The 26,448-nt window shown below is 63.0% G+C and carries 24 protein-coding genes and 2 tRNA genes; 15 read left to right on the top strand and 11 right to left on the bottom strand.

Annotated elements, in window-relative coordinates:
* The first annotated feature begins 1 nt into the window (after position 1).
* The 6 genes from NW848_RS05900 (at position 2) to NW848_RS05875 (ending at position 5,845) form a co-directional block, all read left to right on the top strand.
* Entirely contained in the window at positions 2–1,222 is a 1,221-nt protein-coding gene (locus NW848_RS05900) for a hypothetical protein (RefSeq protein ID WP_414510766.1), read from the top strand.
* A 234-nt stretch (positions 1,223–1,456) separates the two neighbouring features.
* On the top strand, positions 1,457–4,210 hold the full coding sequence (gene acnA / locus NW848_RS05895; protein WP_414510765.1) for an aconitate hydratase AcnA: 2,754 nt from the start codon (positions 1,457–1,459) through the stop codon (positions 4,208–4,210).
* A gap of 1 nt (position 4,211) precedes the next feature.
* Entirely contained in the window at positions 4,212–4,388 is a 177-nt protein-coding gene (locus tag NW848_RS05890; protein WP_414510764.1) for a hypothetical protein, read from the top strand.
* Positions 4,389–4,417: 29 nt separating this feature from the next.
* Entirely contained in the window at positions 4,418–5,107 is a 690-nt protein-coding gene (locus NW848_RS05885) for a carbon-nitrogen hydrolase family protein (protein ID WP_414510763.1), read from the top strand.
* A 265-nt stretch (positions 5,108–5,372) separates the two neighbouring features.
* Entirely contained in the window at positions 5,373–5,717 is a 345-nt protein-coding gene (locus NW848_RS05880; RefSeq protein ID WP_414510762.1) for a HesB/IscA family protein, read from the top strand.
* Positions 5,718–5,771: 54 nt separating this feature from the next.
* Positions 5,772–5,845 (top strand) — tRNA-Gly (locus tag NW848_RS05875).
* Between the two features lie 49 nt (positions 5,846–5,894).
* On the opposite strand, the gene NW848_RS05870 is transcribed toward NW848_RS05875, so the two are convergent.
* On the bottom strand, positions 5,895–6,782 hold the full coding sequence (locus tag NW848_RS05870) for a N(4)-(beta-N-acetylglucosaminyl)-L-asparaginase (RefSeq protein ID WP_414510761.1): 888 nt from the start codon (positions 6,780–6,782) through the stop codon (positions 5,895–5,897).
* 106 nt (positions 6,783–6,888) lie between these two features.
* Here NW848_RS05870 and NW848_RS05865 point away from each other — a divergent pair, with 106 nt between their 5' ends.
* A complete protein-coding gene (locus NW848_RS05865; protein ID WP_414510760.1) occupies positions 6,889–8,739 on the top strand; it encodes a hypothetical protein in 1,851 nt (616 codons plus the stop codon).
* Positions 8,740–8,909: 170 nt separating this feature from the next.
* On the opposite strand, the gene NW848_RS05860 is transcribed toward NW848_RS05865, so the two are convergent.
* From NW848_RS05860 to NW848_RS05850, 3 genes are all read right to left on the bottom strand, one after another.
* On the bottom strand, positions 8,910–11,480 hold the full coding sequence (locus tag NW848_RS05860) for a CehA/McbA family metallohydrolase (protein WP_414510759.1): 2,571 nt from the start codon (positions 11,478–11,480) through the stop codon (positions 8,910–8,912).
* A 78-nt stretch (positions 11,481–11,558) separates the two neighbouring features.
* Positions 11,559–12,350: an FAD-dependent thymidylate synthase gene (thyX, locus tag NW848_RS05855; protein WP_414510758.1), complete on the bottom strand. Its 792-nt coding sequence runs from the start codon at positions 12,348–12,350 to the stop codon at positions 11,559–11,561.
* An 84-nt stretch (positions 12,351–12,434) separates the two neighbouring features.
* Positions 12,435–13,034 carry a Uma2 family endonuclease gene (locus tag NW848_RS05850; protein WP_414510757.1) on the bottom strand — a complete coding sequence of 200 codons (600 nt, stop codon included), beginning with the start codon at positions 13,032–13,034 and terminating at the stop codon, positions 12,435–12,437.
* 59 nt (positions 13,035–13,093) lie between these two features.
* On the opposite strand from NW848_RS05850, the gene NW848_RS05845 reads away from it, so the two are divergent.
* The 3 genes from NW848_RS05845 to NW848_RS05835 are packed head-to-tail and all read left to right on the top strand — an operon-like array spanning position 13,094 to position 15,303.
* Entirely contained in the window at positions 13,094–14,131 is a 1,038-nt protein-coding gene (locus NW848_RS05845) for an ABC transporter permease (protein ID WP_414510756.1), read from the top strand.
* Positions 14,132–14,133: 2 nt separating this feature from the next.
* Complete coding sequence (locus NW848_RS05840; RefSeq protein ID WP_414510755.1) at positions 14,134–15,060, top strand: ABC transporter permease; 927 nt, start codon at positions 14,134–14,136, stop codon at positions 15,058–15,060.
* A gap of 27 nt (positions 15,061–15,087) precedes the next feature.
* Positions 15,088–15,303, top strand: a complete 216-nt coding sequence (locus tag NW848_RS05835) for a helix-turn-helix domain-containing protein (protein WP_414510845.1) — start codon at positions 15,088–15,090, stop codon at positions 15,301–15,303.
* 57 nt (positions 15,304–15,360) lie between these two features.
* Here NW848_RS05835 and NW848_RS05830 read toward each other — a convergent pair whose 3' ends face one another.
* On the bottom strand, positions 15,361–15,579 hold the full coding sequence (locus NW848_RS05830) for a hypothetical protein (RefSeq protein WP_414510754.1): 219 nt from the start codon (positions 15,577–15,579) through the stop codon (positions 15,361–15,363).
* Between the two features lie 85 nt (positions 15,580–15,664).
* Between NW848_RS05830 and NW848_RS05825 the strand changes: the two genes are divergently transcribed.
* A complete protein-coding gene (locus NW848_RS05825) occupies positions 15,665–16,396 on the top strand; it encodes a hypothetical protein (RefSeq protein WP_414510753.1) in 732 nt (243 codons plus the stop codon).
* A 4-nt stretch (positions 16,397–16,400) separates the two neighbouring features.
* Here NW848_RS05825 and NW848_RS05820 read toward each other — a convergent pair whose 3' ends face one another.
* The gene (locus tag NW848_RS05820; RefSeq protein ID WP_414510752.1) at positions 16,401–16,655 is read right to left on the bottom strand and encodes a hypothetical protein; all 255 of its coding nucleotides are present in this window, start codon (positions 16,653–16,655) and stop codon (positions 16,401–16,403) included.
* A gap of 17 nt (positions 16,656–16,672) precedes the next feature.
* Positions 16,673–18,946 carry a phosphoribosylformylglycinamidine synthase subunit PurL gene (purL, locus tag NW848_RS05815; protein WP_414510751.1) on the bottom strand — a complete coding sequence of 758 codons (2,274 nt, stop codon included), beginning with the start codon at positions 18,944–18,946 and terminating at the stop codon, positions 16,673–16,675.
* Positions 18,947–19,025: 79 nt separating this feature from the next.
* Between purL and NW848_RS05810 the strand changes: the two genes are divergently transcribed.
* A complete protein-coding gene (locus NW848_RS05810) occupies positions 19,026–20,051 on the top strand; it encodes a hypothetical protein (RefSeq protein WP_414510750.1) in 1,026 nt (341 codons plus the stop codon).
* 7 nt (positions 20,052–20,058) lie between these two features.
* Here the strand turns inward: NW848_RS05810 and NW848_RS05805 are convergent, their stop codons facing one another.
* Both NW848_RS05805 and NW848_RS05800 read right to left on the bottom strand, forming a co-directional pair.
* Positions 20,059–21,801 carry a sodium:solute symporter family protein gene (locus NW848_RS05805; protein WP_414510749.1) on the bottom strand — a complete coding sequence of 581 codons (1,743 nt, stop codon included), beginning with the start codon at positions 21,799–21,801 and terminating at the stop codon, positions 20,059–20,061.
* An 11-nt stretch (positions 21,802–21,812) separates the two neighbouring features.
* Positions 21,813–22,070, bottom strand: a complete 258-nt coding sequence (locus NW848_RS05800; RefSeq protein ID WP_414510748.1) for a DUF4212 domain-containing protein — start codon at positions 22,068–22,070, stop codon at positions 21,813–21,815.
* Between the two features lie 444 nt (positions 22,071–22,514).
* On the opposite strand from NW848_RS05800, the gene NW848_RS05795 reads away from it, so the two are divergent.
* The 3 genes from NW848_RS05795 (at position 22,515) to pyrF (ending at position 23,837) form a co-directional block, all read left to right on the top strand.
* Positions 22,515–22,588, top strand: a tRNA-Gln gene (locus NW848_RS05795).
* 46 nt (positions 22,589–22,634) lie between these two features.
* Complete coding sequence (locus NW848_RS05790; RefSeq protein WP_414510747.1) at positions 22,635–23,159, top strand: TlpA family protein disulfide reductase; 525 nt, start codon at positions 22,635–22,637, stop codon at positions 23,157–23,159.
* 9 nt (positions 23,160–23,168) lie between these two features.
* Positions 23,169–23,837, top strand: coding sequence for an orotidine-5'-phosphate decarboxylase (pyrF, locus tag NW848_RS05785; protein WP_414510746.1), 669 nt, complete (start codon positions 23,169–23,171; stop codon positions 23,835–23,837).
* A gap of 3 nt (positions 23,838–23,840) precedes the next feature.
* On the opposite strand, the gene tpiA is transcribed toward pyrF, so the two are convergent.
* On the bottom strand, positions 23,841–24,647 hold the full coding sequence (gene tpiA, locus NW848_RS05780) for a triose-phosphate isomerase (protein ID WP_414510745.1): 807 nt from the start codon (positions 24,645–24,647) through the stop codon (positions 23,841–23,843).
* Positions 24,648–24,656: 9 nt separating this feature from the next.
* Complete coding sequence (locus tag NW848_RS05775) at positions 24,657–26,429, bottom strand: AMP-dependent synthetase/ligase (RefSeq protein WP_414510744.1); 1,773 nt, start codon at positions 26,427–26,429, stop codon at positions 24,657–24,659.
* Positions 26,430–26,448: the final 19 nt, after the last annotated feature.

Below are 26,448 nucleotides of genomic sequence, written 5' to 3'. Positions count from 1 at the left end.
CATGACACGAGATAGTAGGCTTCGCTGTGGCGCGCTGCTGAGCGCAGCGCTTCTGTCGCTGATGGCAACTGTGTGTTGGTCGCAGCAGCCTTCACTTACCTGGCTCGGTGGGCTGCCCAGATACAGCCAGAGCATAGCCTACGGCGTTTCTGCCGATGGGCGCGTGGTGGTCGGTGTGGCGTTTATCGTGGTTGGGCTCGGGCGCGCCTTCCGCTGGGAGAACGGCGTGATGCAAGATCTCGGCACGCTGGGGGGCGAATACAGTTTCGCCTATGGCGTTTCTGCTGACGGGCGCGTGGTGGTTGGCTGGGCGAGCGATAGTGCAGAACGAACGCGCGCCTTCCGCTGGGAGAACGGCGTGAGGCAAGATCTCGGCACGCTGGGGGGCAGTCGCAGTGAGGCTTACGGCGTTTCTGCTGATGGACGCGTGGTGGTTGGCTGGGCGAGCGATAGTGCAGAACGAACGCGCGCCTTCCGCTGGGAGAACGGCGTGAGGCAAGATCTCGGCACGCTGGGGGGCAGTCGCAGTGAGGCTTACGGCGTTTCTGCTGATGGACGCGTGGTGGTCGGCGGAGCGGAAGACGCCTTTATACGAACACACGCCTTCCGTTGGGAGAATGGCGTGATGCAGGGACTCAGTTCGCCGCGTGGCGGCATCAGCATAGCCCATAGCGTATCCGCAGATGGCACAGTAATCGTCGGCTTGGATTACGACCGTAATCTTCAGGCGCGCGCCTTCCGCTGGGAGGGCGGCACGATGCAGAACCTCGGCACGCTGGGCAGCGATTACAGCTTTGCTCGTGGCGTCTCTGCCGACGGACATATAGTGGTTGGCGGAACCGAAGACGCCGCAGGGCGCAACAGACGCGCCCTGCGCTGGACAGCCGAGCGCGGGATAGAAGACCTGAACCTCACCTACGCCCAGCTGCTGACTCCTGGTTCGCGTCTGGCTACAGCGTATGCCGTCTCCCCCGATGGACGCTACATCGTAGGCACAGGCTATAACGCCGCCACCAATCGCTGGGAGGCGTTCCTACTGGACACAGGCTTCCCGCTGCGTGGGGATGTCGACCGCAACGGGTGCGTAGACGACGCCGACCTGCTCCGTGTGCTGTTTGCGTTCGGCGGGCAGGGCTACCGCAACGAAGACCTCAACTGGGATGGCGCCATCGACGACGCCGACCTGCTTATCGTTCTGCTTAACTTCGGCAGTGGGTGTTAGCCCTCACTCCCAGCCCCTCGCCCGCGCTGTGGGAGGGGGGTGTAGGGGCGAACGGCTGTTCGCCCTGCTTTTTCCCCTCGCCCGCTTGCGGGAGAGGGAGCAAGGGAGGTGAGGGCTTTAAACAACCGCCCTGACCCAGCACGAGTCAACTCCCTGCGCTCACGAGTCAATTCCCTGCGGGCGCGAGTCAACTCCCTGCTATCGGGTACACTCCTGTAGCGGAGGAGACAACCCATGACGACGCGAGCCACTTTATCCGTGGAGGGACAGCCCTACACCTACTACAGTTTGCCCGCCGCAGAGACGCAGGGACTGGGCAGGATTGACCGCTTGCCGTTTTCGATTCGCGTATTGTTGGAAAACATGCTGCGCGTGGCGGAGTCGCCCGACGGCGCGACGCTCCTTGGGGCAGAGGCGGAGGCGACCCTACGCGCGCTGGCGAGTTGGCAGCCGCAGCCCGAGCCGCGCGAAATCCCGCTGATGCCCGCCCGCGTGATCCTGCAGGACTTCACGGGCGTGCCGTGCATCGTAGACCTCGTGGCGATGCGCAACGCAATGCAAGAGCGCGGCAAAGACCCCCAGCGCATCAACCCCGTCGTGCCCGCCGACCTTGTGATTGACCACTCTGTGCAGGTGGACTACTTCGGCACGCAGTACGCCTTCTTCCTGAATGTCGAGAAAGAGTTCGAGCGCAACCGCGAGCGGTATATGCTGCTACGCTGGGCGCAACGCGCTTTCGACGGCTTCCGCGTGGTGCCCCCAGGCACGGGCATCGTGCATCAGGTGAACTTGGAGTATCTCGGCAAGGTGGTGCAGACCAAGCAGGTGAACGGCGAGGTGGTCGCCTTCCCCGACTCGCTGGTCGGCACGGACAGCCACACGACGATGATTAACGCGCTGGGCATTCTCGGCTGGGGCGTCGGGGGTATCGAAGCCGAAGCCGTGATGCTGGGACAGCCCTACTACATGCTCATCCCGCAGGTGGTGGGCGTCAAACTCACGGGCGAGTTGCCCGAAGGCGCGACAGCGACCGACTTGGTGCTGACCGTGACGCAGCTGCTGCGCAAGAAGGGCGTGGTGGACAAGTTCGTGGAGTTCTACGGACCGGGCTTGAGTAGCCTCACGGTGGAAGACCGCGCGACGATTGCGAACATGGCGCCCGAGTACGGCGCAACGATGGGCTTTTTCCCCGTCGACCAGCGCACGCTGGAGTATCTGCGCTTCACAGGCAGGCACGAAAGCCTCGTGCGTCTTGTGGAAGCCTACTGCAAGGAGAACGCGCTGTTCCGCACAGACGAGACGCCCGACCCCGAATACTCTGACACGCTGGAGCTGGATCTCAGCACGGTGGAGCCGAGCCTTGCAGGACCCAAGCGCCCGCACGACCGCGTGCCCCTGCGCGAGATGCAGGCGAGTTTCCGCAAGGCACTGTATACGCCTATCCGCGAGGGCGGCTTCGGGTTGCAACCGCACGAGCCGAGCCGATGGGACGATGAGTCGCCTGTGGAGGACACGCCTGCCGAGCGTGGAGAAGTAGGCGTGCCCGTCGTGCTGGAGGGCGAGGAGACCTTCCTCAAGCACGGCGATGTGGTCATCGCGGCGATTACCTCCTGCACGAACACCTCGAACCCTGCAGTGATGGTCGCGGCGGGGCTGCTGGCGAAAAAAGCTGTCGAGCGCGGGCTGCAGGTCAAGCCGTGGGTGAAGACGAGCCTTGCGCCAGGCAGCCGCGTGGTGTCGGACTACTTGGCGAACGCGGGGTTGCTGCCTTATCTGGAGGCGTTGCGCTTCCATGTGGTCGGCTACGGCTGCACGACCTGCATCGGCAACAGCGGACCCCTGCCGCCCGTGATTTCGGAGGCGGTCAAGCAGGGCGATTTGGTGGTCGCGGCGGTGCTGTCGGGCAACCGCAACTTCGAGGCGCGCATCAACCCGCAGGTGAAGGCGAACTACCTCGCCTCGCCGCCGCTGGTGGTCGCCTACGCACTCGCAGGCACGGTGGACATCGACCTGCAGCGCGACCCGCTGGGCTGGGATCCCAACGGCAATCCTGTGTTCCTGAAAGACCTCTGGCCCAGCCCGCAGGAGGTGCGCGAGACCATCGCCCGCGCGCTGCAGTCCGAGCTGTTCAAGCACCGCTACGCGCAGGTGTTCGACGGCGACGAACACTGGCGGTCGTTGCCCGTGCCCGACTCGGAGGTGTACGAGTGGGACGCCAACAGCACCTACATTCAGCGGCCGCCGTACTTTGACGGGATGCCCGACGCGCCGCCTGCGCTGAGCGACATCTTAGGCGCGCGCGTGCTGGCAATCTTCGGCGACAGCATCACGACCGACCACATCTCGCCTGCGGGCAGTATCCCCGTCGACAGCCCCGCGGGGCAGTATCTGATTCAGCACGGCGTTGACCCGCGCGATTTCAACACCTACGGCTCGCGGCGCGGCAACCACGAGGTGATGATCCGTGGCACCTTCGCGAACATCCGCATCAAGAATCTGCTGCTGCCTGGTGTGGAGGGTGGCTACACGATTCACTGGGACACGGGCGAGCGCACGACCATCTACGAGGCGTGCCAGCGGTACAAGGCGTCGGGCACGCCGCTGGTGGTGCTTGCAGGCAAGGAGTACGGTTCGGGCAGTTCGCGCGACTGGGCGGCGAAGGGTACCGCGCTGCTGGGTGTGCGTGCCGTGATTGCCGAGAGCTTCGAGCGCATCCATCGCGGCAACCTCGTCGGGATGGGCGTGCTGCCGCTACAGTTTATGCCTGGCGAGAATGTGCAGTCGCTGGGGCTAACGGGCGAGGAGGTGTTCCACATTCAGGGCATTGCCGACCTGACGCCGCGCAAGACGCTGACCGTGCGCGCGGTCAAGCCCGACGGCAGCGAGCGCGCCTTTCAAGTGCTTGCCCGCGTGGACACGCCGATAGAGGTAGAATACTACCGACACGGCGGCATCCTGCCGATGGTGCTGCGCAAGATGATGAGCTAACATGCAAGCACGGCGCAAGGCTCGGTCGCGCGTACAATCGCGTCAAGAGGTGGTGGAGCGTCTCCGTGCAGCGCTCCCCACCCTGCGCGAGCGGTACGGCGTGCGGCGTCTGGCGTTGTACGGCTCCTTTCAGCCGCCTTTGCGAGATGAAATATGCGAGTGTGCCTTGTTCCGCTGAGGATTGAAGTCAGGAATCCGTCAGCAAATTTGCGTCACTTTCGGCAAAGGCTGACGGAAATAGTACCGCACCAACCTGATATGATTTGTTTGCCAGAGTGTGCTTTCACAGGCTATCTCTATGAAGAACAAGACCTTGAAAGTTTTGCAGAGCCAATTCCTGGTGACACGACAGACGTTCTCTCAAGATTGGCAAAAGCCAATCGTTGCTACATTTGCTTTGGAATGTTGGAGAAAGCAGAGGAAGGCATTTATAGTTCTGCGGTTTTGTTTGACAAGTCTGGTGAAATCGTTCTTGTCCACCGCAAAATAAACGAAAAGCCCCCTTTTGCTTCGGGTTGCAACGTACAGGCGATTAAAACAGAATTTGGCAATTTGTCTGTTCTACTGTGTGGAGATCTATTTTCGGATGATGTGAAAGTCAAGTTGCCTGAGCGAGTGGAATGGCTAATCTTGCCCATGGCACGCAGTTTTGATGGAAAGTCGCCTGATCTGGAAAGATGGCTCAGGGAAGAACGGCAAGCGTATGTGGATGAAGTCAGGAAAGTCGGGATTACAACGTTGATTGTGAATTCGTTGGAAGATCCTTTGCTCCCAGATGCATCGTTTGGCGGAGCAATGATTATCAGTAGAGATGGGAAAGTCTTGGCAGAATCTACGCACGGAACAGACGAAGCGCTGATTTTTGATTTGCGTCTTGCAAAAACGAACGGCGGCTAACAGGTGCATCCAGCCGGCAGGCTTCGCCTCGCTGCACTTGGCTCGCCTGCGGCTGATGCGCGGGTCGTTAGGCGGCGCGTCGAGACATAAGAGAGCAATTGCATGCGCTGGCGCGTGGATGGGAGTGCGCGGCTTGGTGTGGAGACCTGCGCGGGTGAAGCAGGGTAATGTGTTGGGCAAGGTGACTTTGCACAATCCGTTTAGCACTCCATAATAAGCGCGGAGGCGTCAGCTCCCGCTCAGCGGATGTGGTACAATTCCACCGATGAGCGTGGAGACCCAGTTCCCGATTCGGCTGACGGAGCGTGCGATTGCTCGAATCAAGCAGGTGTTGGCGCGGCAGGGTAAGCAGGACGCCTACCTGCGGATAGGCGTCCGCGCAGGCGGCTGTTCGGGCTACGAGCATGTGATGCTACCTGTGGACGCGCCGCGCCCGAACGACCTCGTAGCGGAGTTCGACGGGGTGCGCATCGTCATAGACCCCAAGAGCGCGGAGATTCTGGAAGGCACAACCGTCGACTACACGGGGCAGCTCATCGGCGGCGGATTCCACTTCGACATCCCGAAGGCGAAGCGCACCTGCGGGTGCGGCACATCGTTCAGCCTGTAGCCCGCGCTGCCTTGCATTCGGGCGAGGGCAGTAGGGTATAATCCCCAAGCGCGAGCGGGCATAGCTCAATGGTAGAGCTCCAGCCTTCCAAGCTGGCGGTGCGGGTTCGATTCCCGCTGCCCGCTCCATTTTTTCTCTTAGACTCCCAGCTTGGAAGGCTGGTGGTGTACCTGCATTCTACCCTGCCCTGACCTCCTCGATCGCGCCGTCGCGGCAGAGGAAGGCGTTGAACCGCTCAGGCTGTGTGGCTGCCAGCCCGAACTCGCCGCGCGCGGAGATGGCGATGACAGCGCACTGGTGCTGGGCGACATCGGGCAGGCGGCGCAGCATAAACTCGATGCTCCGCTGGCACGCTTGTTGCGCCGAGTAGCCTGCGCGCATCGCCTCCACGACGCGGCTGGCTAACGCGAAGCGCCAGATCTCCTCGCCAACGCCCGTGCAGACCGCCGCGCCCGCCTCATTGTCGGCGTACAGCCCCGCGCCCACAATCGGCGAGTCGCCCACGCGCCCAGGCAGCTTCCACGCCAGCCCACTGGTGGTGCAGGCGACCACCAGATGCCCCCCGTTCCAGCCCAGCACACCCACTGTGTCGTGCGAGTCGGCGCGCTCTTGGGAGACCTCTTTCGGTGCGGTCTGCCGTTGTCGCCACTCCTGCCAGCGGCGCAGCGACTCGACGGTGAGCAGTTGCTGTGGCTCGTAGCCCTGCTGGAGCGCGAAACGCGCCACGCCGTCGCCGACCAGCATCAGGTGCGGCGTGCGCTCCATCACCGCGCGCGCGAGGTACACCGCAGGCATAAACCCGCGCACACCTGCCACTGCGCCCGCCCGTAGCCGCGCGCCCTCCATCACGGCGGCGTCCAGCTCCACCTCGCCGTCGCGGTTGGGCAAGCCGCCATAGCCGACCGACAGCACCTGCGGGTCGCGCTCCGCCGTCGCCGCGCCCTCCACAACCGCGTCCAACAACCGCAGCGCGGAATCGCTCTCGGAAGACTCCTCCCAGCGTCGATATGCCGCCTCGACGCACACGCGCCCGAACCACCAAGTCGCTGCGAAAAGTGTTTGCATCGCGGGCAGGGGTTCGCCCCGCGGCGCGAGTTTCCTGTCGGGCAGTGGAGAGGGGCTTGCAATTAGCGTCGGGGCGGGTATACTGTGGGCAGTTGGGGGTATCACGATGGCGTTGAACGCTTTGAACTGGGTGGATCGCCTGCGCCCGTACCGACGGCGGGTGCGCATCCTGCTGATGTGGCGCTACGGCGCGATGGCGGGCGTAGCAGGCGCGCTCGTCGCAACACTGCTGAGCCTTCTTGATTGGCGCGGCGTGCTGACCATCTATCCATCACAGTTGGGCGCGTGCATTTTAGCGGGCGTGCTGATGGGCATACTGTACGGACTCCTGCTGCGCGTCTCGGACGCGGCAGTCGCGCAACTCATCGACCGACGCGCAGGACTCAAAGACCGCCTGCAGACTGCGATGGAACACACCGACGGTGCGCACCTGTTTGACTTACCCCTCCTTGAAGACGCCCAGAACGCGCTGCAGAACGCAGACCCGAAACGCATTCTGCGCCTGCGGTTTGGCAGATGGCAAAAACTGTTCGTAGGCGCGGTCGCCTTGACGCTGTTTGTGCAATTTTTGCCCCAAATCTTGGCAATCACGATTCCCGAACGGCGCGAGGAACAGAAAGAGATCAAGCAAGCGGCAGAGGAGATTCAGGAAGTCGCTAAGCCCATCCTTGAGGAAGCGAAAAAGCCCGACGCCGACGAGCTGACTAAGCGCATCGCGCAGAATGTGGAACTCTACAACAAGCGCGCCCGCGAAGCCAAGATGAACAAGCAGGAAGCCCTGCTGCGCTACAACGAAATCCTCGACGAGGCGCGTAAACTGGAACAGCAGACCCAGAAGCGACTGGAGCAAGCCGCCCAAAAAGCCCAGACCGCAGGCGAACAACTGCAGAAACTGGCGGAGCAGTCTAATCAACAGAAGCAACTCCCGCCGCAACTGCAACAACAACTCCAGGGTCTCCACCAGCAACTCCAACAGCAGATGCAAAACCTGCAGCAGCAACTTCAGTCGGGCAAAGACCTGCAAGGACGCCCCCTGAGCGCCCAGCAGATGCAAAACCTGCAGCAGCAACTCCAGCGGCTGCAGGCGACCCTGCAGGCGATGCAGAACCCGAACCAGGCGAACCTGCAGGCGCAGATGAACGACCTGCAACGCCAAATCGACGAACTCCAGAAGCAACTCCAGTCGGGTAAAGACGCCAACGGCAACCCGCTGACCCAAGAGCAGAGGGAACAGCTCAAAAAGCAGCTGGAGTCGCTCCAGCAGCAGATGCGCGCGCTGAAGCTCTCGCAGGAAGCGCAAGAGTTCCTGCGCAAGCTGATGAACGACCCCGCTTACAAAGAGGCGATGGAACACCTGCGCAAGCTCGCCGAGCAGATGCAAAAGCTCAACCAGCAGCAAGACCCCCAGCAGCGCAAGCTTACCCAAGAGGAAATCGAGAAACGCCTGCAGGAGCTGGAGCGTAAATTGGAGGAACTTGCGAAAAAGTATAACACTGACGAGAAAATCCGCGAGCTGGCGCAACAACTGCTGGAGCAGGTCAAGCAGATGAAGGAGCTATCCCAGTGTCAAGGCGCGTGCTTGGGGCTGGGCATGGGCAACTGCTTTGGGCTTGGTATGGGTATGGGTGGAGCGTTCGGCACGAAGCAGAAGCAGGCGTGGGACAAGGGCGAGTTCGTCGGGCAGCCTGAGCTGTTCAATCAGGGCGACAAACAGCCTGAGCTGAAGATTCCGATGAAGGACACTGCCATCAGCGGTCAGCCGCCGCTGGTGCCTGGCGCAGGCGACTACATGGACTACAACGCGCCCCCAACGCCTGGTAGCAGCTCCATCCCGCTGACAAAGGCACTGCCGACCTATCAGAAGAAGGCGGAGCAGGCGTTGAGTCAGCAGAATGTGCCGCCCGCCGAGCGCAAGCGCGTGAGACGCTACTTCGAATCGCTACAGAGCGGGAAGTGAACTTGTACCGACTGCGCAGCCAGAGTTCATAAATTGCCCCCCTCCGTAAGGTTCCCCCCGCTGCGCGAGGGGAACCGCGCAGGGATTGGCTCCCCCTGCGTGCAGGGGGAACCTTAAGGAGGGGGTGAACGACTGTCGCTTTTTTGTGAAGTCTGGTACAGCGATTGGTGTTACCGCTCCCAATAGATGGGGTTGGTGAACGCCATCGGCGCGTCGGCGAACAGCGCGGTGAACCGTTCACCAACGATGCGCACCAGCACCCAGCCGCGCTCACTCTGCACGGGCACGGTCAGCGTTGCCTTGTAGTCCAGCGGCTTGCCGTCAGGTTGGTTCAGCGGCTCCTCGCGCACAACTGCGCCGTTCACAATCACCTGCAGCGACTTGACACGCACCCACGATGCCGCGCGCGCCTGCACCTCGAGCTGAATCGCGTCGCCCTGCAGTTTCAGCGTGTCGCCGATGCGCACGCGCTGGCGCGGACGCTTTGGGTCGGCGGCGGTCAGCGTCAGCACGGGACCGCTGGAGACCACCAAGTCGCCCTTGCGCAGCTGCTTCACGAGGTTATCGGGCGTCACGCGCGACGGGTCGCGATGCCCAAAGTAGACATAGGTGCGCGGCAGCCCTGGCTGCAGGCGGAACACATGGTGGCTGTCGGTCGTGCCGATGCCCAACACGCGCTTGCCTTTGTTGAGGAAGTAGAACCAGTCCTGCATCACGGCTTCGGCGGCGGCGACGCTCATACCGTTCATCACCTCGATGGCGTCGAAGTCCTCGCTGAGTTCGTCGGGACGCTTGATTTCGCCCGTTTTGGGGTCTAAGCCGATGTGGATAAAGTAGCCCATCGTCGGCGCGCGGGGGTGGTTAATCATCACGATGACATCGCCGTCGTAGTTTTTGCGGGCGGCAGCGAATATCTCGCCTGCCTTGCGATCCCACCACTCAATCGCGCCGTTGTTCCAAGCGTTTGGGTCGTAGCGCTGGGGAAAGGCGTTAAAGTGCCCGATGGTGTTCAGCGGGGTAATCTCGTTGCCGACGATGGTCGCCAAGCGATTGCGCAACCCCATCGCTTGCACCGTCGGCGCAAGGTCTACATGGTAGTCGTGGTCGGTGTTGACCATGATATGCACATCCATCGCCACATAGGAGGCGATTTTGTCTTCGAAGAAATCGAACGAGTCGGGTGAGGCGAGGGTGTGCAAATGGTAATCGCCTGAGAGGTAGCCTTCCAGGGGAGCGGTGAGGGCGAGTCGCGCGGCGAACTCGGCGCGGTCGCCTGCCTTGAGGTCGAACTCCAGCTGCGCGATTTCGTACTCGAATCCGCGCAGGAGCGTGATGCGATAGCGTCCAGGCTCCACCTGTAGCGTCTCGTCGCCTGTGAGGCTGTAATGCACGCGCGTCCAGTTGCCGTAGTTGCCCTCTTCGCCGTAGAGCAGTCGCTGGGCGCGCACGCGCGGCTCATCCAGCCGTTGGAACACCACAGCGGTCGGCATCGGGCGGTCGAGCAGGTCGGTCGCGCGCAGGCGCAGTTGCGCAGGTTCGGGCAGGCTCACGCTGGGCAGCACGCTCGTGGGCACACTGAAGCGGAACTCCTGCGGGGTGTGGTGGTCGGCGAACGCCATCGCGCGGTAGTCGCCTTGCGGCAGGCGCGCTGCGAAGCGTCCCTGCGCATCCGTGCGCACGACGGTGACAAACTGCTCTGCTTCGCCGCTTTGCTGGAAGAGATAGACGCGCGCGTTCTCAAGCGGCGCGCCGCCACCGTTTTGCACTGTGCCTTGCACCAGCGTCTGCTCAGGTTCACGCTGTAGGAGGCGGTTGCGTTCGGCGCGGACGGTCTCCGTCTCGCCGTTGCCAACCGTGAACGCCCAACGCGCCGTGACGCTCCCGTTCGGCTCCGCGCGCCCGCCTGCCAGCAGCGTGAAGAGGTAGATGTCTTGCACCTTCTGCACGACGGGGAACCTGTCGCCAAACGGGAACAGCCCGTAGCTCAGGGCGTGGTTGACTGCTGCAGCGTAGGGGATTTCGCCGCGCAAGGTCTGCACCAGCGCCAGCATGCCTGCCCCCGCCCCAACGCTCTGCGCCGCCTTCGCGTTGCCGAACGGCGGCAGGTACATCTGCATCCCGTCGTCTTGAATCCACGCGAGTATCAGCGTGTAGCTTTGGGGGCGGTCGCTCGTGTTCTGCAGGCGCGCCTCCACCAGCAGGGTGGGCGAGTCGGGTTCCAGCGTGTAGGTGATGGTTGCCTGGACGCCCAGCGGCTGGCTGGGCAGGCGCGTCGTCTGGTCGATTAGCGGCAGGCGTTCGTCGGTCATCTGCACGCGCAAGACGGCAGGCTTACCCGCGCCGCCTGCCGAGACGACTTCGAAGGCAGTGGGGCGCAGCGTGCGCGCAAAAAGCAAGCCGCGTGAGTCGGCAATCCCGAAAAACTGCTCGCCGAGGAAGTCGCGTTGGCGTCCGTCTTCATGGCGCACGGCGTCTATCAGCCTGCCGCCGAAACGCCCGTAGCCGTGCGTCGGTCGGTCGCCCGCAATCACGAAGGTCGCCACACGGTTGCGCAGCACATAGTCGCCAGGTCGCCCGTCTGCTTTGGGTCCGTTGGGCAGGTCGTTTGCCGTCGCTCGCACCAGTTCGGCGACACTTGCAGAGGGCACAGGCAGTCGCTTGCTCGTGTCGGAAACGCTATACGCCAGCTGCACACTCAGCAGCCAGCCAAGCACGCCCAGTAGCACCAGTGCTCGTTTCATCGCACCACCTCGCGCATTTGACCCGTGGGTCAGTGAAAGTATACCGCCGTTGCGCATAGGAGGCGCGAGGTCATCGGATTATGATGTTTCCCGCTCCACCAGTGCGCCCCGCTTATAAAGTTCCCACACGCGGAACACGGAGTTTTTGTGCGGGCGGATTCGGCAGTGTTCGTCCTCGTTGCGCTTCTCGTCGCAATAGCCGAGCGGCACACACTTGGGCACGAGCAGCCGTCCGAAGTAGGGGTCTGCTGCCATTACCTCTTTGCGGATGAGCTTGAACAGCTGCCGTATCTCCCACTGCGCCAAGGTACACAGGCGCAGCCCCGCCATGTGCATCAGCTGGCGCAGGTTCACCGTCATAATCAGGTTCGTCGTCACAGCGTTGGGGAAGATGAACCGCGCATCTTCGGCGGGGATGCCCTGCTCTAAAAATCGGTGGTAAACCTCCTCGCTCATGTCGCGGAGGCGTTCGAACTCGCGCAGGGCGTCGGGGTTCGCCTCGATGCTCGGCGGGGTGACATACTGCGGCTCTTTGTATTTCACATAGCGCTGGCTCTGCTGGTCGAAGGCGACGCCGATGCGGTGGCGCACCAGTTGGTGGCTCAGCGCGCGGCTCACCCCCGAAATCGCGAAGGTAAAGTTGATATGCTCGATCGTGCTGTGGTGCCCCGATTCGATCACATGCTCAATCAGTTTCATCACCCGTTCGGGGGGCGTTTTGTCGGTAATGAATTCGTCCCAGATTTGCTGGGGCGTCTTCTCGCTGTAGCAGGTGCGCGCCGCCAGGTAGATCAGCCCCCGATAATACTTGCGAATCGTCTCGGCTTCAGGGAAGATGAGCGAGACCTCCATCACGCCGCGTTTTGCCATACCATACCCCTTCGCGGTTTGCCCAAGGTTTCCTGCCGATTGCGCGCTTTGTGGGCGCAAACAACTCGATGAACCGCCGCGCGACTACGCCGAGACGCTCAGCAACTCACCGACGGGCGCTGCCCATTCAGGGGCGAACAGGGGCGCAATCGCTTCGTCGGGCGTGTAGAGGCGCACGGATTTGTAAGCGTCGCCTGCAGGCTCGCGGTAGACCTCGATGCACCCCTCTGGCAGGTTCACCAGCCAGCATTCGGGCACGCCCGCCCGCGCGTAGACGCCTAACTTCAACTCGCGATTGCGCTGGGGCGAGGTCGCCGCAATCTCGATGACCAGCAGCGCGGTCGCTGGGTGCTGCGCGGCGTAGTCCTCCACACGCCCAGGCACGACAGCGAGTTCAGGAGCCAGTTCGCTTGCGCCCAGGCGCAGCGGCGCTTCCACCCGCAGATGCCACTCGCCTGCAGGCAGCGCGAGTATCCGATACATCAGGCGCGTGCGCACGGTGGCGTGTTCGGGACCTTCGGGGGGCATGGCGTAGATGTCTCCTTCGATGAGTTCGTAGCGTGTGGCGTCGTCCAGCACGCCCAGTTCGCCAAGCCGATGGAACATCTCCGGCGTGAAGCGCAACCGCTCCGCCGCGCAGCTCTCGGACAGTGCGGGAGATTGCCGTTCCGACTGGCTCGCCATCGCCTGAAGTATACCAGCCCTACAGGAATCAGCGACTTGTAGGCGAACCTACGCGGGTGATGCTTCGGACGCGGATTGCGCCTGCGTTGCTGGGCGCGTTGGTGGTGCTGGCGGTGCTCAGCGTGCTGGTGCTGGCGGCGGGCAAACCGCTCGGCGAGAGTTTCCAGATTATCCTGCAGGGCGCGACGGGCTACCCGCGCGGCGAGGCGTTCGGTCCGTTGGAAGCGTGGGACGCCGTGCTGCACGACATGACGCTGCTGGTGCTGACGGGTCTGGCGGTGGCGGTCGCGTTGCAAGCGGGGCTTTTTAATATTGGCGCGGCAGGGCAGCTGCTGGTGGGCGCGCTGGCGGCGGCGTGGGTCGGGACGCAGGCAGGCGTGCCCGCGCCGTTGCACCTGCCGCTCGCGCTTGCGGCGGGCGCGCTCGCAGGCGCGCTCTGGGCGTTCCCACCTGCGTGGCTCAAGACGCATCGCGGCGCGCACGAGGTCATCTCCACCATCATGTTCAACTACATCGCGTTGTACCTGACGCACTGGCTGGTGACGGAACGGCTGAAAGACCCCGCAGGCGACGCGCCCCAAACCGCGCCGATAGCGGAAGCCGCGCGGCTTGCTCTGCTGCACGAGGCGTTCTTGCAAGCGAGTTGGGGGCTGGCGATTGCCGTGCTGGTCGCGCTGGGGCTGTGGCTCGCGCTCTATCGCACAGTGTGGGGCTACGAGATGCGGGCGACAGGCGCGAACCGCGACGCGGCGGACGCGGCAGGCGCGCCGACCGCACGGCGTATGACGGAAGCGATGCTCCTGTCGGGCGCGCTGGCGGGGCTGGCAGGCGCCATCGAAGTGTGCGGCGTGCAGCACCGCTTCTTCGAGGGCTTCCCCGCCGAGTACGGCTTTGATGGGATCGCTGTCGCGCTGCTGGCGGGCAACCACCCCGCGCTGATACTGCTCTCGGCGTACCTGATGAGCGCGCTGCGCAGCGGGGCGTACCACCTGCACGCCGAGACGGGCGCGCCCAAAGAGATTGCCGTCGTCGTACAGGCGGCGCTGATACTCTATATCGCGGCGGTCTACCTGCGCAAGCGGCGCGTGGAGGGCTAACGATGGGCGGGATTCTGGATGCGGAACTGTTCGGCACGGCGATACGGCAGGCAACGCCGCTGATGTTGGCGTCGCTGGGCGGGCTGCTGAGTGAGCGCGTCGGCGTGGTCAACATCGGTTTGGAAGGCAAGATTCTGATGGGCGCGTTCGCCGCCGCGCTGGGCGCGCTGCTCACAGGCTCGCTGTGGGTCGGCTTGGCGTGCGCCATACTCGTCGGGCTGACGCTCGCGCTCCTGCACGCCGTCGCCACGCAAGAGTGGCGCACCGACCACATCGTCAGCGGCGTGGCGATTAACTTGCTCGCGCTGGGGCTAAGCACCTACCTGTTTCGGCAGCTTATTGTGCCGCGTGAAGAGGCAGGCGAGTCGTCCGTTGTGCCGACCTTCGGCGCGGTGTCGCTCGGCGGGCTAGAGAACCTGCCGCTGCTGAATGTGCTGGTGAAAGACCAGAGCTGGCTGACGCTGTTTGCGCTGGGGTTGCCGTTCGTGCTATTGGTGCTTTTGATGCGCACGCGCTGGGGGCTGCGCGTGTACGCGGTGGGCAACGATTCGCAGAAGGCGCGGATGATGGGCGTGCCTGTGAAGCGCCTGCGGTATCTGGGCGTGCTGTTGTCGGGCGCGCTGGCGGGAATGGCGGGCGCGTTTCTGGTGCTGGCGGCGACGGGACAGTTCCGCGAGAACATGAGTGCGGGGCGGGGCTTTATCGCGCTTGCCGCGCTGATTTTCGGCAGGTGGCATCCGCTGGGCGCAGCGGGTGCAGCGCTCGGCTTCGGCTTCTTCGAGGCGCTGCAGATGCGCCTGCAGGGGCAACCCGTGTTCGGCGTGCAACTGCCGACCGACCTGCTGCTGATGCTGCCCTACCTGCTCACGGTGATTGCGCTGATGGGGCTACTGGGCAGGATGAAGCCGCCCTCCGATTTGGGAAACTAATACCAATCGTCGGTTCACGGTTCGTAAATAGGGTACACTTATCCCGCAATCGCACACACAGGAGGAACACCTATACGCGGACGAAAACGGCTCGCGGAACAGAAACGCCCTGCCGACGAACCCTACAGCCACATTGCCAGACGCTTCCACGCCCTCGCCCTGCTCAGACGCGGCAACACCCTCCAACAGACCGCCGCCCTCGTCGGCGTCACTCCGCGCGCCGTCCAAAAGCGGCATGTCTAGTATCGCGCAGATGGAGTAGAAGAACTCACGCGCCATCGGCAGCGTATCGATGAGTTCTTATGTGGTGAGTACGCGCTGCAGCGAGCCTCGATGCAGCGCTGCTGCGTGAAGCAATTCGTTGTCCAAGTCTTGTCCGCGGCTTTTCTTTTCTCCCGCGCGCAGCTCACCCAAGAGAAGTTGCTGCGCCAGTGCTTCAGGGGTCAGCCCCCGAAGTTCAGCCTGCTGGTGAAGCAGCTGCCAGGCTTTAGGGTCTACTTCGATCGTCAACTTGGGCATGGTTCAACAGGTTCTGTTGTGCCTTTCAGTGGGCAGCTGGAGGTACAATTTGGGCGCTTCGCTGGAGTGAAGGAGAACCGCGCCTATGCGCAGGCAGACACAGGCGGGTGATGTGGAGCGCGCTCTCGTGGAGTTAGGCGGCTATGCGACGCTCGCTGACCTCTACAAGCGTATCCCCATTCAGAACTGGGGCACAAAAACGCCCTTCGCCACCGTGCACCGCATCCTGCAGATGGATTCGCGCTTCTTCCGAATACGCCCTGGACTGTGGGGACTAACGGCGCAACGCGACCCAATCCTGAACCGCCTACAGATTGGCGAAGCGGCTTCCGAAGAGCAACAGACGGCGTTCGACCACACCTATTATCAGGGGCTTGCGCTGATGATTGGCAGGCTGCGCGGCTACGAAGTTTTCGCGCCGAAACCCGATAGGAGCAAGCTGTTTCTGGGAGAGCCACTGGGAGCGCGGGTCTCCTTGCAGGAGTTTCCGCGCTTCACCTACGATTCGTTGTGCCAGCGCGCCCAGATGGTCGATGTGATTTGGTTCCACAGGCGCGAGGCGGGGCTGTTCCCCAACAGCTTCTTTGAGATTGAACACACGACCGACTTCAACAACGCGCTCATCAAGTTTGCCGAGTTTCAGGATTTTCGGGTGCGCTTCTACATCGTCGCGCGCAGGGAGCGGCAGGGAGAGTTCCAAAAGCGAATCACTGCCTCTGCGTTCGACGCAATCCGCTCGTGGGTTAAGTTTGTGGACTACGAGACGCTCGTGCGGCTTTACGAGCGCGAGGTGTACGCTCAGCAGGCGGGGATTTAGCAGGTCAATCCGTTGTCGCTTCTTCTTCATGGAGCAACTGGTTCACCAGCTCTACAGTCACAGGCACTGGGTTCGGCACATCGGGGAATAAGGGAACGCCGTTTCGAACGCGGGTTGTCCCCGTTCCAGAAGCGTCCACGCACTCAGCCCCATCGTCACCTTCGGAAATGAGCAGGCTGAGCCGCTCGATTTCGGGATGGCACCGTAGGTAAGCCATCAGTTGCTCTCGGCTGCCGTGCAACACGCGAAGGCGTCCCATAACACTGTCAGTATACCTCAGCCTGGCAGGTCTGCCCTTGTGAACCAGCGCGGAATCGCCCCTTCGTATGCCTCGCGGCACTCCTCCAGCGATAAGTCAATAAGCGACGCGCCGTCCCAGCGGATGGTCAGGCGGTCGCCGCCCGTTTCGCCAATCACATAGCACGCCAGCCCAAGCTGCTGCGCCCGTGCAACGATTGCGTTCACATGCTGGGGCGATGCCGAGAGAATCACGCGCGTCTGCCGCTCACCGAACAGCGCGGCGTCGGGACGCGGCGCGCCCTCGCTCGCAGCGTCCGTGAGGTTCACCTGCACGCCGACGCCATGTACCAGCGCGCACTCCGCCAGCGCAACGGCAAACCCGCCCTCGCTCAGGTCGTGCATCGAGCGCACCAGCCGACGACGCGCCAATTCAACCAGCAGCCGATGCAAGGCGCGCTCCGCCGCCAAGTCTACGGGGTCAGGCGCGCCGCGCTCCAGCCCGTGTTGCACATACAGATACTCGCTTGCGCCAATCCCGAAGTGCGGCTCGGCGTCGGCGGGACGGGATGCGGGGCACACCAGCAGCACCACATCGCCCGCCGCGCGAAAGCCCATCCCGACCGCATCTTCGGGACGCTCCAGTATGCCCAGCATGCCGATTGTGGGGGTGGGGTAGACCGCGCCGAACTCGCTCTCGTTGTAGAAACTCACATTGCCCGACACGACAGGCGTCTCGAAAAACTCGCTCGCGTCGGCGATTCCGCGCACGGCTTGCTCGAACTGGTAGTAGATTTCGGGGCGTTGCGGGTTGCCGAAGTTGAGGCAGTCGGTGATCGCGCGGGGCTGTGCGCCGACGCAGGCGAGGTTGCGCGCCGCCTCCGCAACCGCAATCTGCCCCCCGCGATACGGGTGCAGGTAGCAATACCGCGCGTTGCAGTCAATCGTCAGCGCAATCCCGCGCTCCGAGCCGCGAATGCGCAACGCCGCCGCGTCGCCCGCGCCTGGCGGCAGAATCGTCTGCGTGCCCACCAGCCAGTCGTACTGCTCGTACACCCAGCGCTTGCTGGCAATCGTGGGCGATTCCAACAGCGCGAGCAGCACGGCGTTCATATCGTCGGGGACGGGCACTTCCGCAAGTTCCAATCGCTGCGCCTCGCGCAGGTACGCAGGCTCGTCCGCCTGCAGCGTGTAGGTCGGGCACGCTTTCGTGAGGTGGTCGGGCGACACTTCGGCGACCACCTCGCCCCGATGGCGCACGCGCACGACAGGCTCTTCAATCACGCGCCCAATCACGACGGCGTTCAGCCCCCACTTGCGGAACACTCGCGCGACCTCCTCCTCGCGCCCCGCCTGAACATAGAGCAGCATCCGCTCCTGCGACTCGGAAAGCATAATCTCGTAGGGGGTCATGTTCGCCTCACGGGTGGGCACGAGGCTGGTGTCGATCTCCACGCCTGTGCCCGACTTGGAGGTCGGCTCGCAGGTAGTGCAGGTCAGCCCTGCCGCGCCCATATCTTGCATGCCCAGCACTGCGCCCGTCTCAATCGCTTCCAGCGTCGCCTCAATCAGCAGTTTCTCCATGAACGGGTCGCCGATTTGCACATTCGGGCGCTTCTCCTCTTGGTCGTCGCCGAGGGTTTCGGAGGCGAAGGTCGCGCCGTGGATGCCGTCGCGTCCCGTGCTTGCGCCGACATACATCACCGCGCTGTTAGGCACATCTGCCCGCGCCGACACGATGCCGTCCAGCGGCACGACGCCCACCGCCATCGCGTTCACCAGCGGGTTGCCCGAATAGCACGGGTGGAAGTAGACCTCGCCCGCGACGGTCGGCACGCCGATGCAGTTGCCATAACTCGCGATGCCCTCCACCACATGCTCGAACAGGTAGCGGTTGCGCGGCTCGCTTAAGGGTCCAAAACGCAGCGAGTTGAGGATCGCAATCGGGCGCGCGCCCATCGTGAAGATGTCGCGAATAATCCCCCCGACGCCCGTCGCCGCGCCCTGATGCGGCTCCACCGCCGACGGGTGATTGTGGCTCTCCACCTTGAAGGCGATGCCCAGCCTATCGTCCAGCGGCACGACGCCTGCGTTCTCGAAGCCCGCGCCCTCCAGCGACTCGCGGTACTTGCGGAACAGGCGCAGCACGGGGCGCGAATACTTGTAGCCGCAGTGTTCCGACCACATCACGGCGAACATGCCGAGTTCCACATCGGTTGGCTCGCGCCCCATGAGCGACACGATGCGCTCGTACTCGGCGTCGGTCAGCCCCATCTCGCGCCACACTTCGGGCGCACGGCGGTAGGTCGTCATCGGCAAGGAGTGTACCTGAAGTATGGGGGTGAGCAACAATCCTCTTCGGGTATGCTTATAGGAGTTGGGGGTATGTGAAATGCATGCCGTTCAACAGTGGCTTGAGGGAGCTTCGCGAGCGCACCAGTCGCTTCGAACGAGTCGGGCGAAACTGGCGTGGCGGTTTTCAGGCGCGGTGCAGGAGTTCCCGCGCCCTGAAAGCGTGGCAGAGGCGCGCGCCCGCTGGGTGGAGCGCTCCAGAGGCGCCCCGCTGCCCGAACACAGGGCGCGCGCCATTCGCGAGGCGGTACTGCAGGGCGCGCGACTGGATTTCAGCGGGACAATCTGCGTCCACCATTCCCCAAACCGCACAGTTCTGACGATAGAGACGCGCGCGCCTGTGCTTGGGCTGGAGGATTACCCCGACCTGTGGCTACCCGCAGATACGCTTGTAGAGTTCGGCAAAGACTACTGCATCGGCTACTCCTACTGCCGTGGCTATCCGTCGTCTGCAATCGCCAGCGTCTACAAGACGCCCGAACCCGCGATAGCACATCCTGCGCCGCTGGAGATTGGCTGCTTGTACCCGTTTGGAACGGTGGACTTCCTACTGCTGTCGGGGACGCCGATTGCTTCGGTGTACGGCGCGCGTCTAGGGGACTATGCGCAAGAGGGCGACACGCTTGTGCTGCGCCGACCGAGCGACGGGGTGGAGTTCACACTCGTGCTTGCAGGCGAGCGGTTGGCAGGGCTACGGCTGTCCACCAAGCGAGTTCGCGCGTCCTACACCCTTGAGGCATTGCATCCCGACTTGCGGCAACTGCCGACGCAGATAGGGGCGACAATTGAGCAGTCGCACAGGCGCATTCGCGCGGCGTTCACGCTGGAGCAGGTTGCTAACGACGCCGTCGCGCCGTCCCTGCCCAAAGGCGTGTCCGTGAACGACTTCCGCCTATCCTCCATCAAGGGCGCGCGTGCAAGCGGATTGACAGGCGTGTTTTACGAGTGGCGAGGTCACCTGCCCAGCGCATGGCGGCTGCGCTGGCTTGCCCGCTGGCGCGGGACGATTAGCTATCCCCGCTCGTTGGACGCGCTGTGCAACGGAGGGTCTTGTACGCTTAGTTAGCCCGCCTTTACTCGTCCAGCGCCTCGCCTGCCCCGCGTGGGATGCGGATGCTGTCCACAATCTCTTGGATGTGCATCGGGGGCGGCGGCGTCAGGCGCGAGACCACCAACGCGGTCACCAAGTTCAGCACCATGCCCACGATGCCGATGCCCTCTGCGCTAATCCCGAAAAAGTCCTTGATGACAGGTTGTGCCGCGCCAAAGAGTTGCGGCGCACGCATCAGCCCAATCATGACGCTGGTGAAGGTCAGACCGACCAGCATGCCCGCGATTGCGCCCTGCGCGTTCATCCGACGGTCAAAGATGCCCAGCAGAATCGCAGGGAACAGCCCCGACGCTGCCAGCCCGAACGCAAACGCCACCACCTGCGCCACAAACCCAGGCGGGTTGATGCCCAAGTACGCCGCCGCCGCCAGCGCGGGTACCATCGCCAGCCGCCCGACCAGCAGGCGCTGTCGCTCCTGCGCGCGCGGGTTGAACACGCGGTAATACAAATCGTGCGCCACCGCGCTGGACATGGCAATCAGCAGCCCCGACGCTGTTGAAAGCGCGGCTGCCAGCCCGCCCGCCGCCAACAGCGCAATCACGAACGGCGCAAGGCGCGCCACCTCAGGCGTCGACAGTACGATGATGTCGTTGTCCAGATACACCTCGTTCGGATTCGACATGTCGGGCGCATTGAAGTCGGGCTTGCCGCCCTTCTCTTGGAACGCCTTGCCCTTCGCGATTTGCACGATGCCGTCGCCGTTCTTGTCGGTAATCTTCAGTAGCCCCGTCTGCTCCCACTTGGCGACCCAGTCGATTTGGCGCACCTGCTCGATGGGTTTGTCGTGCAGCGTGCTAATCAGGTTGTAGCGGGCGAACATCGCCAGCGCGGGCGCAGTGGTGTAGAGTAGCCCGATGAATAGTAGTGCCCAGAACGCCGAGTAGCGCGCCGAGCGCACATCAGGCGTGGTGTAGAAGCGGATAATCACATGCGGCAACCCTGCCGTGCCGACCATCAGCGCGCCTGTGATTGCCAGCACATCGAGCATCGGCTTGCTCTGGAACGGTGCGGTGTATTCGCCGAAGCCCAAATCGGTCTGGATTTGGTTGATGCGCTCGCTGATGTCGCTCAACGCGAATGCCAACTGCGGAATTGGGTTGCCCGTCAGCAGGTACGCCAGCGCGACGCCAGGGATTAGGTAGGCGATAATGAGTACCGCGTACTGCGCCGCCTGAGTCCAAGTGACGCCCTTCATCCCGCCCAAAATCGCGAAGAAGGCGACCACCGCAACGCCGATTAGCACGCCCTGCGCGATGTCGAGGGCTAAGAATCGGCTGAACACGATGCCGACCCCGCGCATCTGTCCCGCCACATAGATAAGCGAGATGAAGATGGTCGCTATCGCGGCAAGCGTGCGCGCAGCGTTGGAGGCGTAGCGGTCGCCCACAAAGTCGGGCACGGTGAACTTGCGGTACTTGCGCAAGTAGGGCGCGAGCAACAACGCCAGCAGCACATAGCCGCCTGTCCAGCCCATCAAGTAAATTGCGCCGTCGTAGCCCAGCACGGAGATAAGCCCCGCCATCGAGATGAAGCTCGCCGCGCTCATCCAATCGGCGGCGGTCGCCGCGCCGTTGGCGACCGGCGGCACCCCACGCCCCGCGACATAGAACCCCTTCGTGTCGCGCACGCGCGAAGTGTAGCCGATATATAAATAGAGTGCAAAACTCAGCCCAACAAGCAGATAAGTCCAGACCTCTACTGACATTCTGACCTCCGTTATTCATGCACATCGTACTGCCGATCGAGCGCGTCCATCCGACGCGCGTAAATCCAAATGAGCAGGATGAACACATAGATGCTGCCCTGCTGGGCGAACCAGAAGCCGAGGGGCGCGCTGCCCAATCGGAACTGGTTCAGCCACGGCGCCAGGACGATACTGATAAGATACGCCGTTATGAACCAGACAGCCAATAGCGTCGCTATCAAGCGCACATTGGCGCGCCAGTACGCGCGAAGGGGATTCTGCCCACGCATAGGCGAAAAATACTCCCCCACCGCTGGAAATCCTGCTGGGAACTCTCAGGCAAACTGTTGCGTATACCTGCATACAGGGTCGGGGTCGGTACCCACCTGTGGGAGGCGCTGGTTGGCTCCACTGCCAGCCTTGCCGTCCGCGACGCGGCGCGCCTTGCTGCGCCCTCGAAGGCTGGCGACGGTGTTCGCTACTTTAGGGGGGGTAGAAGGGCACTGCCAACCGCGCCTCTGAAATCATTAACTCGCTTCCGTATATCGTGATTCCTGCGGATTGCCCTCACTACTCAGCCCGCAAAAATCGGGTTTGCCTGTAGCCCTGAGAGAAACAGGCGACGGTTCATGACTCCCAGACTCGCGAAATTCGCGAGGTGTGGAAAACGGCGTCGAGGGCGTCGGACAGGGCTTGCATGCGTACGGCTGCTATCGGGTACACTGCATGCGCGTTGCCGGGTCGTCTAATGGCAGGACGCCAGACTTTGGATCTGGTAGTGGTGGTTCGAATCCACCCCCGGCAGCCAGAATGTCCCCCGCGTATGGTATACTCCCCTCTGGAGGAAACCGCTGATGACCAAACGATGGTGGCAGATTGCCGTAGCCGTTGCGCTGACCGCGCTGGGCGCGCACGCCCTGCTTCAAGAGCGCGGCTTGCCTGTGGGTACCGACGCCCCCGACTTTAAACTGGACACCCTGGACGGCAAGACCGTCGAGCTGAGCAAACTGCGCGGCAAACCCGTGTTTATCGACTTCTGGGCGACTTGGTGCGGACCGTGCCGACGCGCCTTACCCCATACGCAGAAACTTGCTGAGAAATACGGTAAAGACGCGCATATCCTCACGATTAATCTCAGAGAAGACCCCGAAACCGTGCGCCAATTCATGCAGAGCCACAACTACACCTTCACCGTGCTGATGGACACGGACGGCTCCGTCGCAGCCCAGTATCGCGTGCGAGGCATCCCGCACTTCGTGATCATCGACGCGCGCGGCAAAATCCAGTTCGTGCAAATCGGCTACGGACCGGGCATCGAGCAGCGATTCGAGACCGAACTGCAGAAAGCCATTCGCGCGAGCAAGTGGGCGCGTAGGTAGATAGACCGAATGATAGGCGACGCCATCCTCGCACGGACAATCCTTGCGCTGGACACGCCGAACTTGGGGCAAGCGTGCGAGTGGGTACAGCGGTATCGCGAGCGGGTCTATGCGTTCAAGTTGGGCGGCGCGCTGGCGATGGGGCACGGGTTGCCGATTGTGCGCACGCTGCGCGAGGCAGGCGCAGAGCGCGTGTTTTTAGACCTCAAGTTCCACGACATTCCCCACGCGGTTGCGTTGGCGGTGCGTCAGGCGGCGGGGTTTGGGGTCTGGATGCTGACGCTGCACTGTTTGGGCGGGGCGGAGATGCTCCGTGCGGCGCGTGCGGCAGTCGCCGATCTGCCGAACCCGCCACTGCTGATGGGCGTCACGGTGCTGACCAGCCTCGACGCCAACGCGCTGCGCGAAGTGGGCATCCCGCGCACGCCCCGCGCGCAGGTACTGCGCTTGGCGCAACTGGCGCATGCATCGGGGCTGGACGGCGTAATTGCCTCACCGTGGGAAGCGCGCGTGCTGCGCCGACGCTTGCCGCCGCCGTTCTTGATTGTGACGCCAGGCGTACGCCCCGCTGGATACGATGCAGACGACCAGAAGCGCGTCGCTACTCCCCAACAGGCACTGCAGTGGGGCGCAGACTACCTCGTAATGGGGCGCGCGCTGCTGCAACCCAAGGAGTAATCCCTACCGGCGCGGCGCACAGTAGCTAATCCGCTCGAACTCCTCAGCATTTAGGCTCGCGCCGCCGACCAGCGCGCCATCGATTTCGGGCTGGTGGAGCAGCGCGTGCGCATTCGACGCCTTCACGCTGCCTCCGTACAGAATGCGCACGAACTCCGCCAGCTCGTCGTCATAAAGCTCGCGCAGCGTCTGGCGAATGAAGCCGCACACGCGGTTCGCCTCTGGCGCGTCGCAGACTCGCCCCGTGCCGATTGCCCACACAGGCTCGTAGGCAATCACCAGCTCGTAGAGTTCGTCGGACGCCAGCCCGTGCAACGCGCCTTCTAATTGCGTGCGAATCACCTGCTCGGTCTGCCCCGCATCGCGCTCGGCGAGTGTCTCGCCGACGCACAGGATGGGCTTGAGACCATGCGGCAGCACGGCGCGCAACTTGCGATTCAGCGTCGCCTCCGTCTCACTGAAGTAGGACAGCAGGCTCGCGTCCAGCTCGGAATCGTCGACCCCGAACCTGCCGCGCGTCTCCGAGTGCCCCAGAATCACATACTCGCAGCCGACGGCAACCAGCATCGGTGGCGACACCTGCCCCGTGAACGCGCCCGAATCGCGCCAAAACACATTTTGCGCGCCGAGCTTCATCTCGCTACCTCGAATCGCCTCCGCGACCGCTTGCAGCGCGACGAAGGCAGGGCAGAGCAGAATCTCCACATCGGAGCGCATGCCGATGCGCTGGCGCAGTGTGGTCGCCAGCGCCGCGCCCTCCGAAGGCGTGCGATGCATCTTCCAGTTGCCTGCAATCAAGGGTCGTCGCATAGAGTCACCTCAGCGCGCCATCTCCTGAAGCAGATGCGCGTACTTTTCCGCCACCACGCGCCGCTTGACCTTTAGCGTGGGGGTCAGCTCGCCCGTTTCGATGCTGAACGGCTTGCTGATGAGCCGAAAGCCTTTGATGCGTTGGAAGTCCGCCAGCTCGCGGTTGACGCGCTCCAGCTCTTGGCGGAACCGCTTCTGCACAGCGTCGTGGTTCAGCAGCGCGTCGTCGTCCGCCTCGATACCCTCTTGCTTGGCGAAGGCGCGCAGGGCGTCCATATTCGGCACAATCAGCGCGACGGGCGCGCTCATCCCGTCGCCGTACACAACCGCCTCCTGCACCAACTCGCTCTGCTTGAGCAGGTTCTCGATGGGCTGTGGGGCGACATTTTTGCCGTTTGCCAGCACGATGATGTCTTTCTTGCGGTCGGTAATGTAAAGGTAGCCGTCGGCGTCCATGTACCCCACATCGCCCGTGTGGAACCAGCCGTCGGGGTCGATTGCGGCGGCGGTCGCTTCGGGCTTTTTGTAGTAGCCCAGCATGATGTTCGGTCCGCGCGCGAGGATCTCGCCATCTTCGGCGATTTTGATTTCCACGCCAGGGATGGGCTTGCCGACGCTTCCAAAGCGCGGTGCGTTTTTGGGGTTCACGGTTAGCACGGGACTGGTCTCGGTCAAGCCGTAGCCTTCCAGAATCAGGATTCCGAAGGCGTGGAAGAATTCGGCGACCTCTTTGGGCAGCGCCGCGCCGCCCGACACAAAGAAGCGCAGCCGCCCGCCCACGCGCTCGCGAATCTTGGCAGCCACCAGTTTATCCAGCACGGCATGCTGCAGCCGTATCCCCAGCGGTACGGAGCGTCCTTCCCGCACGCAGCGCGAATAGACCTTGCCGACCTCCAGCGTGCGATAGAACAGTTTCTGGCGCAGTGGCGGCATCTGGCGCACCGACGCCAGAATCCGATCCATCACCGACGCATAAAAACGCGGCACGCCCAACATCAGCGTCGGCTTGACCTCCACTATGTCGTTCGCCAGCGTGAACAGGCTCTCGGCGTAGGCAATCGTCAGCCCCGCGTAGATCGGCAGAAAGTGCCCAGCCATCCGCTCGAACACATGACTCAGCGGCAGGAACGACAAGAACAAATCATCGGGGCGACAATCGATAATCTGTAGCGCCGCCTCGATGTTCGAGATGAGGTTGCGGTGGGTGAGCATCGCGCCCTTCGGCTCGCCTGTAGTGCCTGAAGTGTAGATGAAGGTGATGATGTCGTCGGGCTGGCTTGCTTCTACGAGAGCGCGCAGCTCCGATTCGGTGAGTGTGCCAGGCTGATTGAGCATTTGCTCGAAGGTAGGCGTCTCCCCCACGCCTTCAGACTCCATACTAATCATCTGGGGGCTAAGCCCTGTGCCCTCGACGGCTTCACACGCCTTGCGCAGCTGTTTCTTGTCGCTGACGACCAGCACCTTCGGCTCCGAGTCGCAGAGGATCTCTTGCACCTGCGGGGCAGTGAGCGTCGGGTAGATGGGCACGGTAATCGCGCCCAGACACAGCGTCGCCCAGTCGGTGATAGCCCATTCGGGGCAGTTCTCGGAGAGGATAGACACGCGATCGCCTTTGCGGACGCCCAGCTCGTGGAGGGCGCGCGCGAAGGCATAGACGCGCCTACCCAGCTCAGTGTAGGTGATTGGACGGTACTGTTTCTCGCGCTTCACCAGCAGCGCGGGCTTCTCGCCATGCTGCTCCACGCTCCGCCAAAACGCCTTGCTCAAAGTATCGACAGCCATCGTCTTGCTCCACTGGAAG

This window comes from Synechococcus sp. RC10A2 (assembly GCF_047502605.1).
The sequence above is the reverse complement of the archived record's forward strand: the minus strand, read 5'-3'. Positions and strand labels throughout refer to the sequence as shown.

Excerpts from the sequence above, each read along its gene's own strand:
- NW848_RS05900 (WP_414510766.1), top strand. The coding sequence starts at position 2 with ATGACACGAGATAGTAGGCTTCGCTGTGGCGCGCTGCTGAGCGCAGCG.
- acnA (WP_414510765.1), top strand. The coding sequence starts at position 1,457 with ATGACGACGCGAGCCACTTTATCCGTGGAGGGACAGCCCTACACCTAC.
- NW848_RS05890 (WP_414510764.1), top strand. The coding sequence starts at position 4,212 with ATGCAAGCACGGCGCAAGGCTCGGTCGCGCGTACAATCGCGTCAAGAG.
- NW848_RS05880 (WP_414510762.1), top strand. The coding sequence starts at position 5,373 with ATGAGCGTGGAGACCCAGTTCCCGATTCGGCTGACGGAGCGTGCGATT.
- NW848_RS05870 (WP_414510761.1), bottom strand. The coding sequence starts at position 6,782 with ATGCAAACACTTTTCGCAGCGACTTGGTGGTTCGGGCGCGTGTGCGTC.
- NW848_RS05865 (WP_414510760.1), top strand. The coding sequence starts at position 6,889 with ATGGCGTTGAACGCTTTGAACTGGGTGGATCGCCTGCGCCCGTACCGA.
- NW848_RS05860 (WP_414510759.1), bottom strand. The coding sequence starts at position 11,480 with ATGAAACGAGCACTGGTGCTACTGGGCGTGCTTGGCTGGCTGCTGAGT.
- thyX (WP_414510758.1), bottom strand. The coding sequence starts at position 12,350 with ATGGCAAAACGCGGCGTGATGGAGGTCTCGCTCATCTTCCCTGAAGCC.
- NW848_RS05850 (WP_414510757.1), bottom strand. The coding sequence starts at position 13,034 with ATGGCGAGCCAGTCGGAACGGCAATCTCCCGCACTGTCCGAGAGCTGC.
- NW848_RS05845 (WP_414510756.1), top strand. The coding sequence starts at position 13,094 with ATGCTTCGGACGCGGATTGCGCCTGCGTTGCTGGGCGCGTTGGTGGTG.
- NW848_RS05840 (WP_414510755.1), top strand. The coding sequence starts at position 14,134 with ATGGGCGGGATTCTGGATGCGGAACTGTTCGGCACGGCGATACGGCAG.
- NW848_RS05830 (WP_414510754.1), bottom strand. The coding sequence starts at position 15,579 with ATGCCCAAGTTGACGATCGAAGTAGACCCTAAAGCCTGGCAGCTGCTT.
- NW848_RS05825 (WP_414510753.1), top strand. The coding sequence starts at position 15,665 with ATGCGCAGGCAGACACAGGCGGGTGATGTGGAGCGCGCTCTCGTGGAG.
- NW848_RS05820 (WP_414510752.1), bottom strand. The coding sequence starts at position 16,655 with ATGGGACGCCTTCGCGTGTTGCACGGCAGCCGAGAGCAACTGATGGCT.
- purL (WP_414510751.1), bottom strand. The coding sequence starts at position 18,946 with ATGACGACCTACCGCCGTGCGCCCGAAGTGTGGCGCGAGATGGGGCTG.
- NW848_RS05810 (WP_414510750.1), top strand. The coding sequence starts at position 19,026 with ATGCATGCCGTTCAACAGTGGCTTGAGGGAGCTTCGCGAGCGCACCAG.
- NW848_RS05805 (WP_414510749.1), bottom strand. The coding sequence starts at position 21,801 with ATGTCAGTAGAGGTCTGGACTTATCTGCTTGTTGGGCTGAGTTTTGCA.
- NW848_RS05800 (WP_414510748.1), bottom strand. The coding sequence starts at position 22,070 with ATGCGTGGGCAGAATCCCCTTCGCGCGTACTGGCGCGCCAATGTGCGC.
- NW848_RS05790 (WP_414510747.1), top strand. The coding sequence starts at position 22,635 with ATGACCAAACGATGGTGGCAGATTGCCGTAGCCGTTGCGCTGACCGCG.
- pyrF (WP_414510746.1), top strand. The coding sequence starts at position 23,169 with ATGATAGGCGACGCCATCCTCGCACGGACAATCCTTGCGCTGGACACG.
- tpiA (WP_414510745.1), bottom strand. The coding sequence starts at position 24,647 with ATGCGACGACCCTTGATTGCAGGCAACTGGAAGATGCATCGCACGCCT.
- NW848_RS05775 (WP_414510744.1), bottom strand. The coding sequence starts at position 26,429 with ATGGCTGTCGATACTTTGAGCAAGGCGTTTTGGCGGAGCGTGGAGCAG.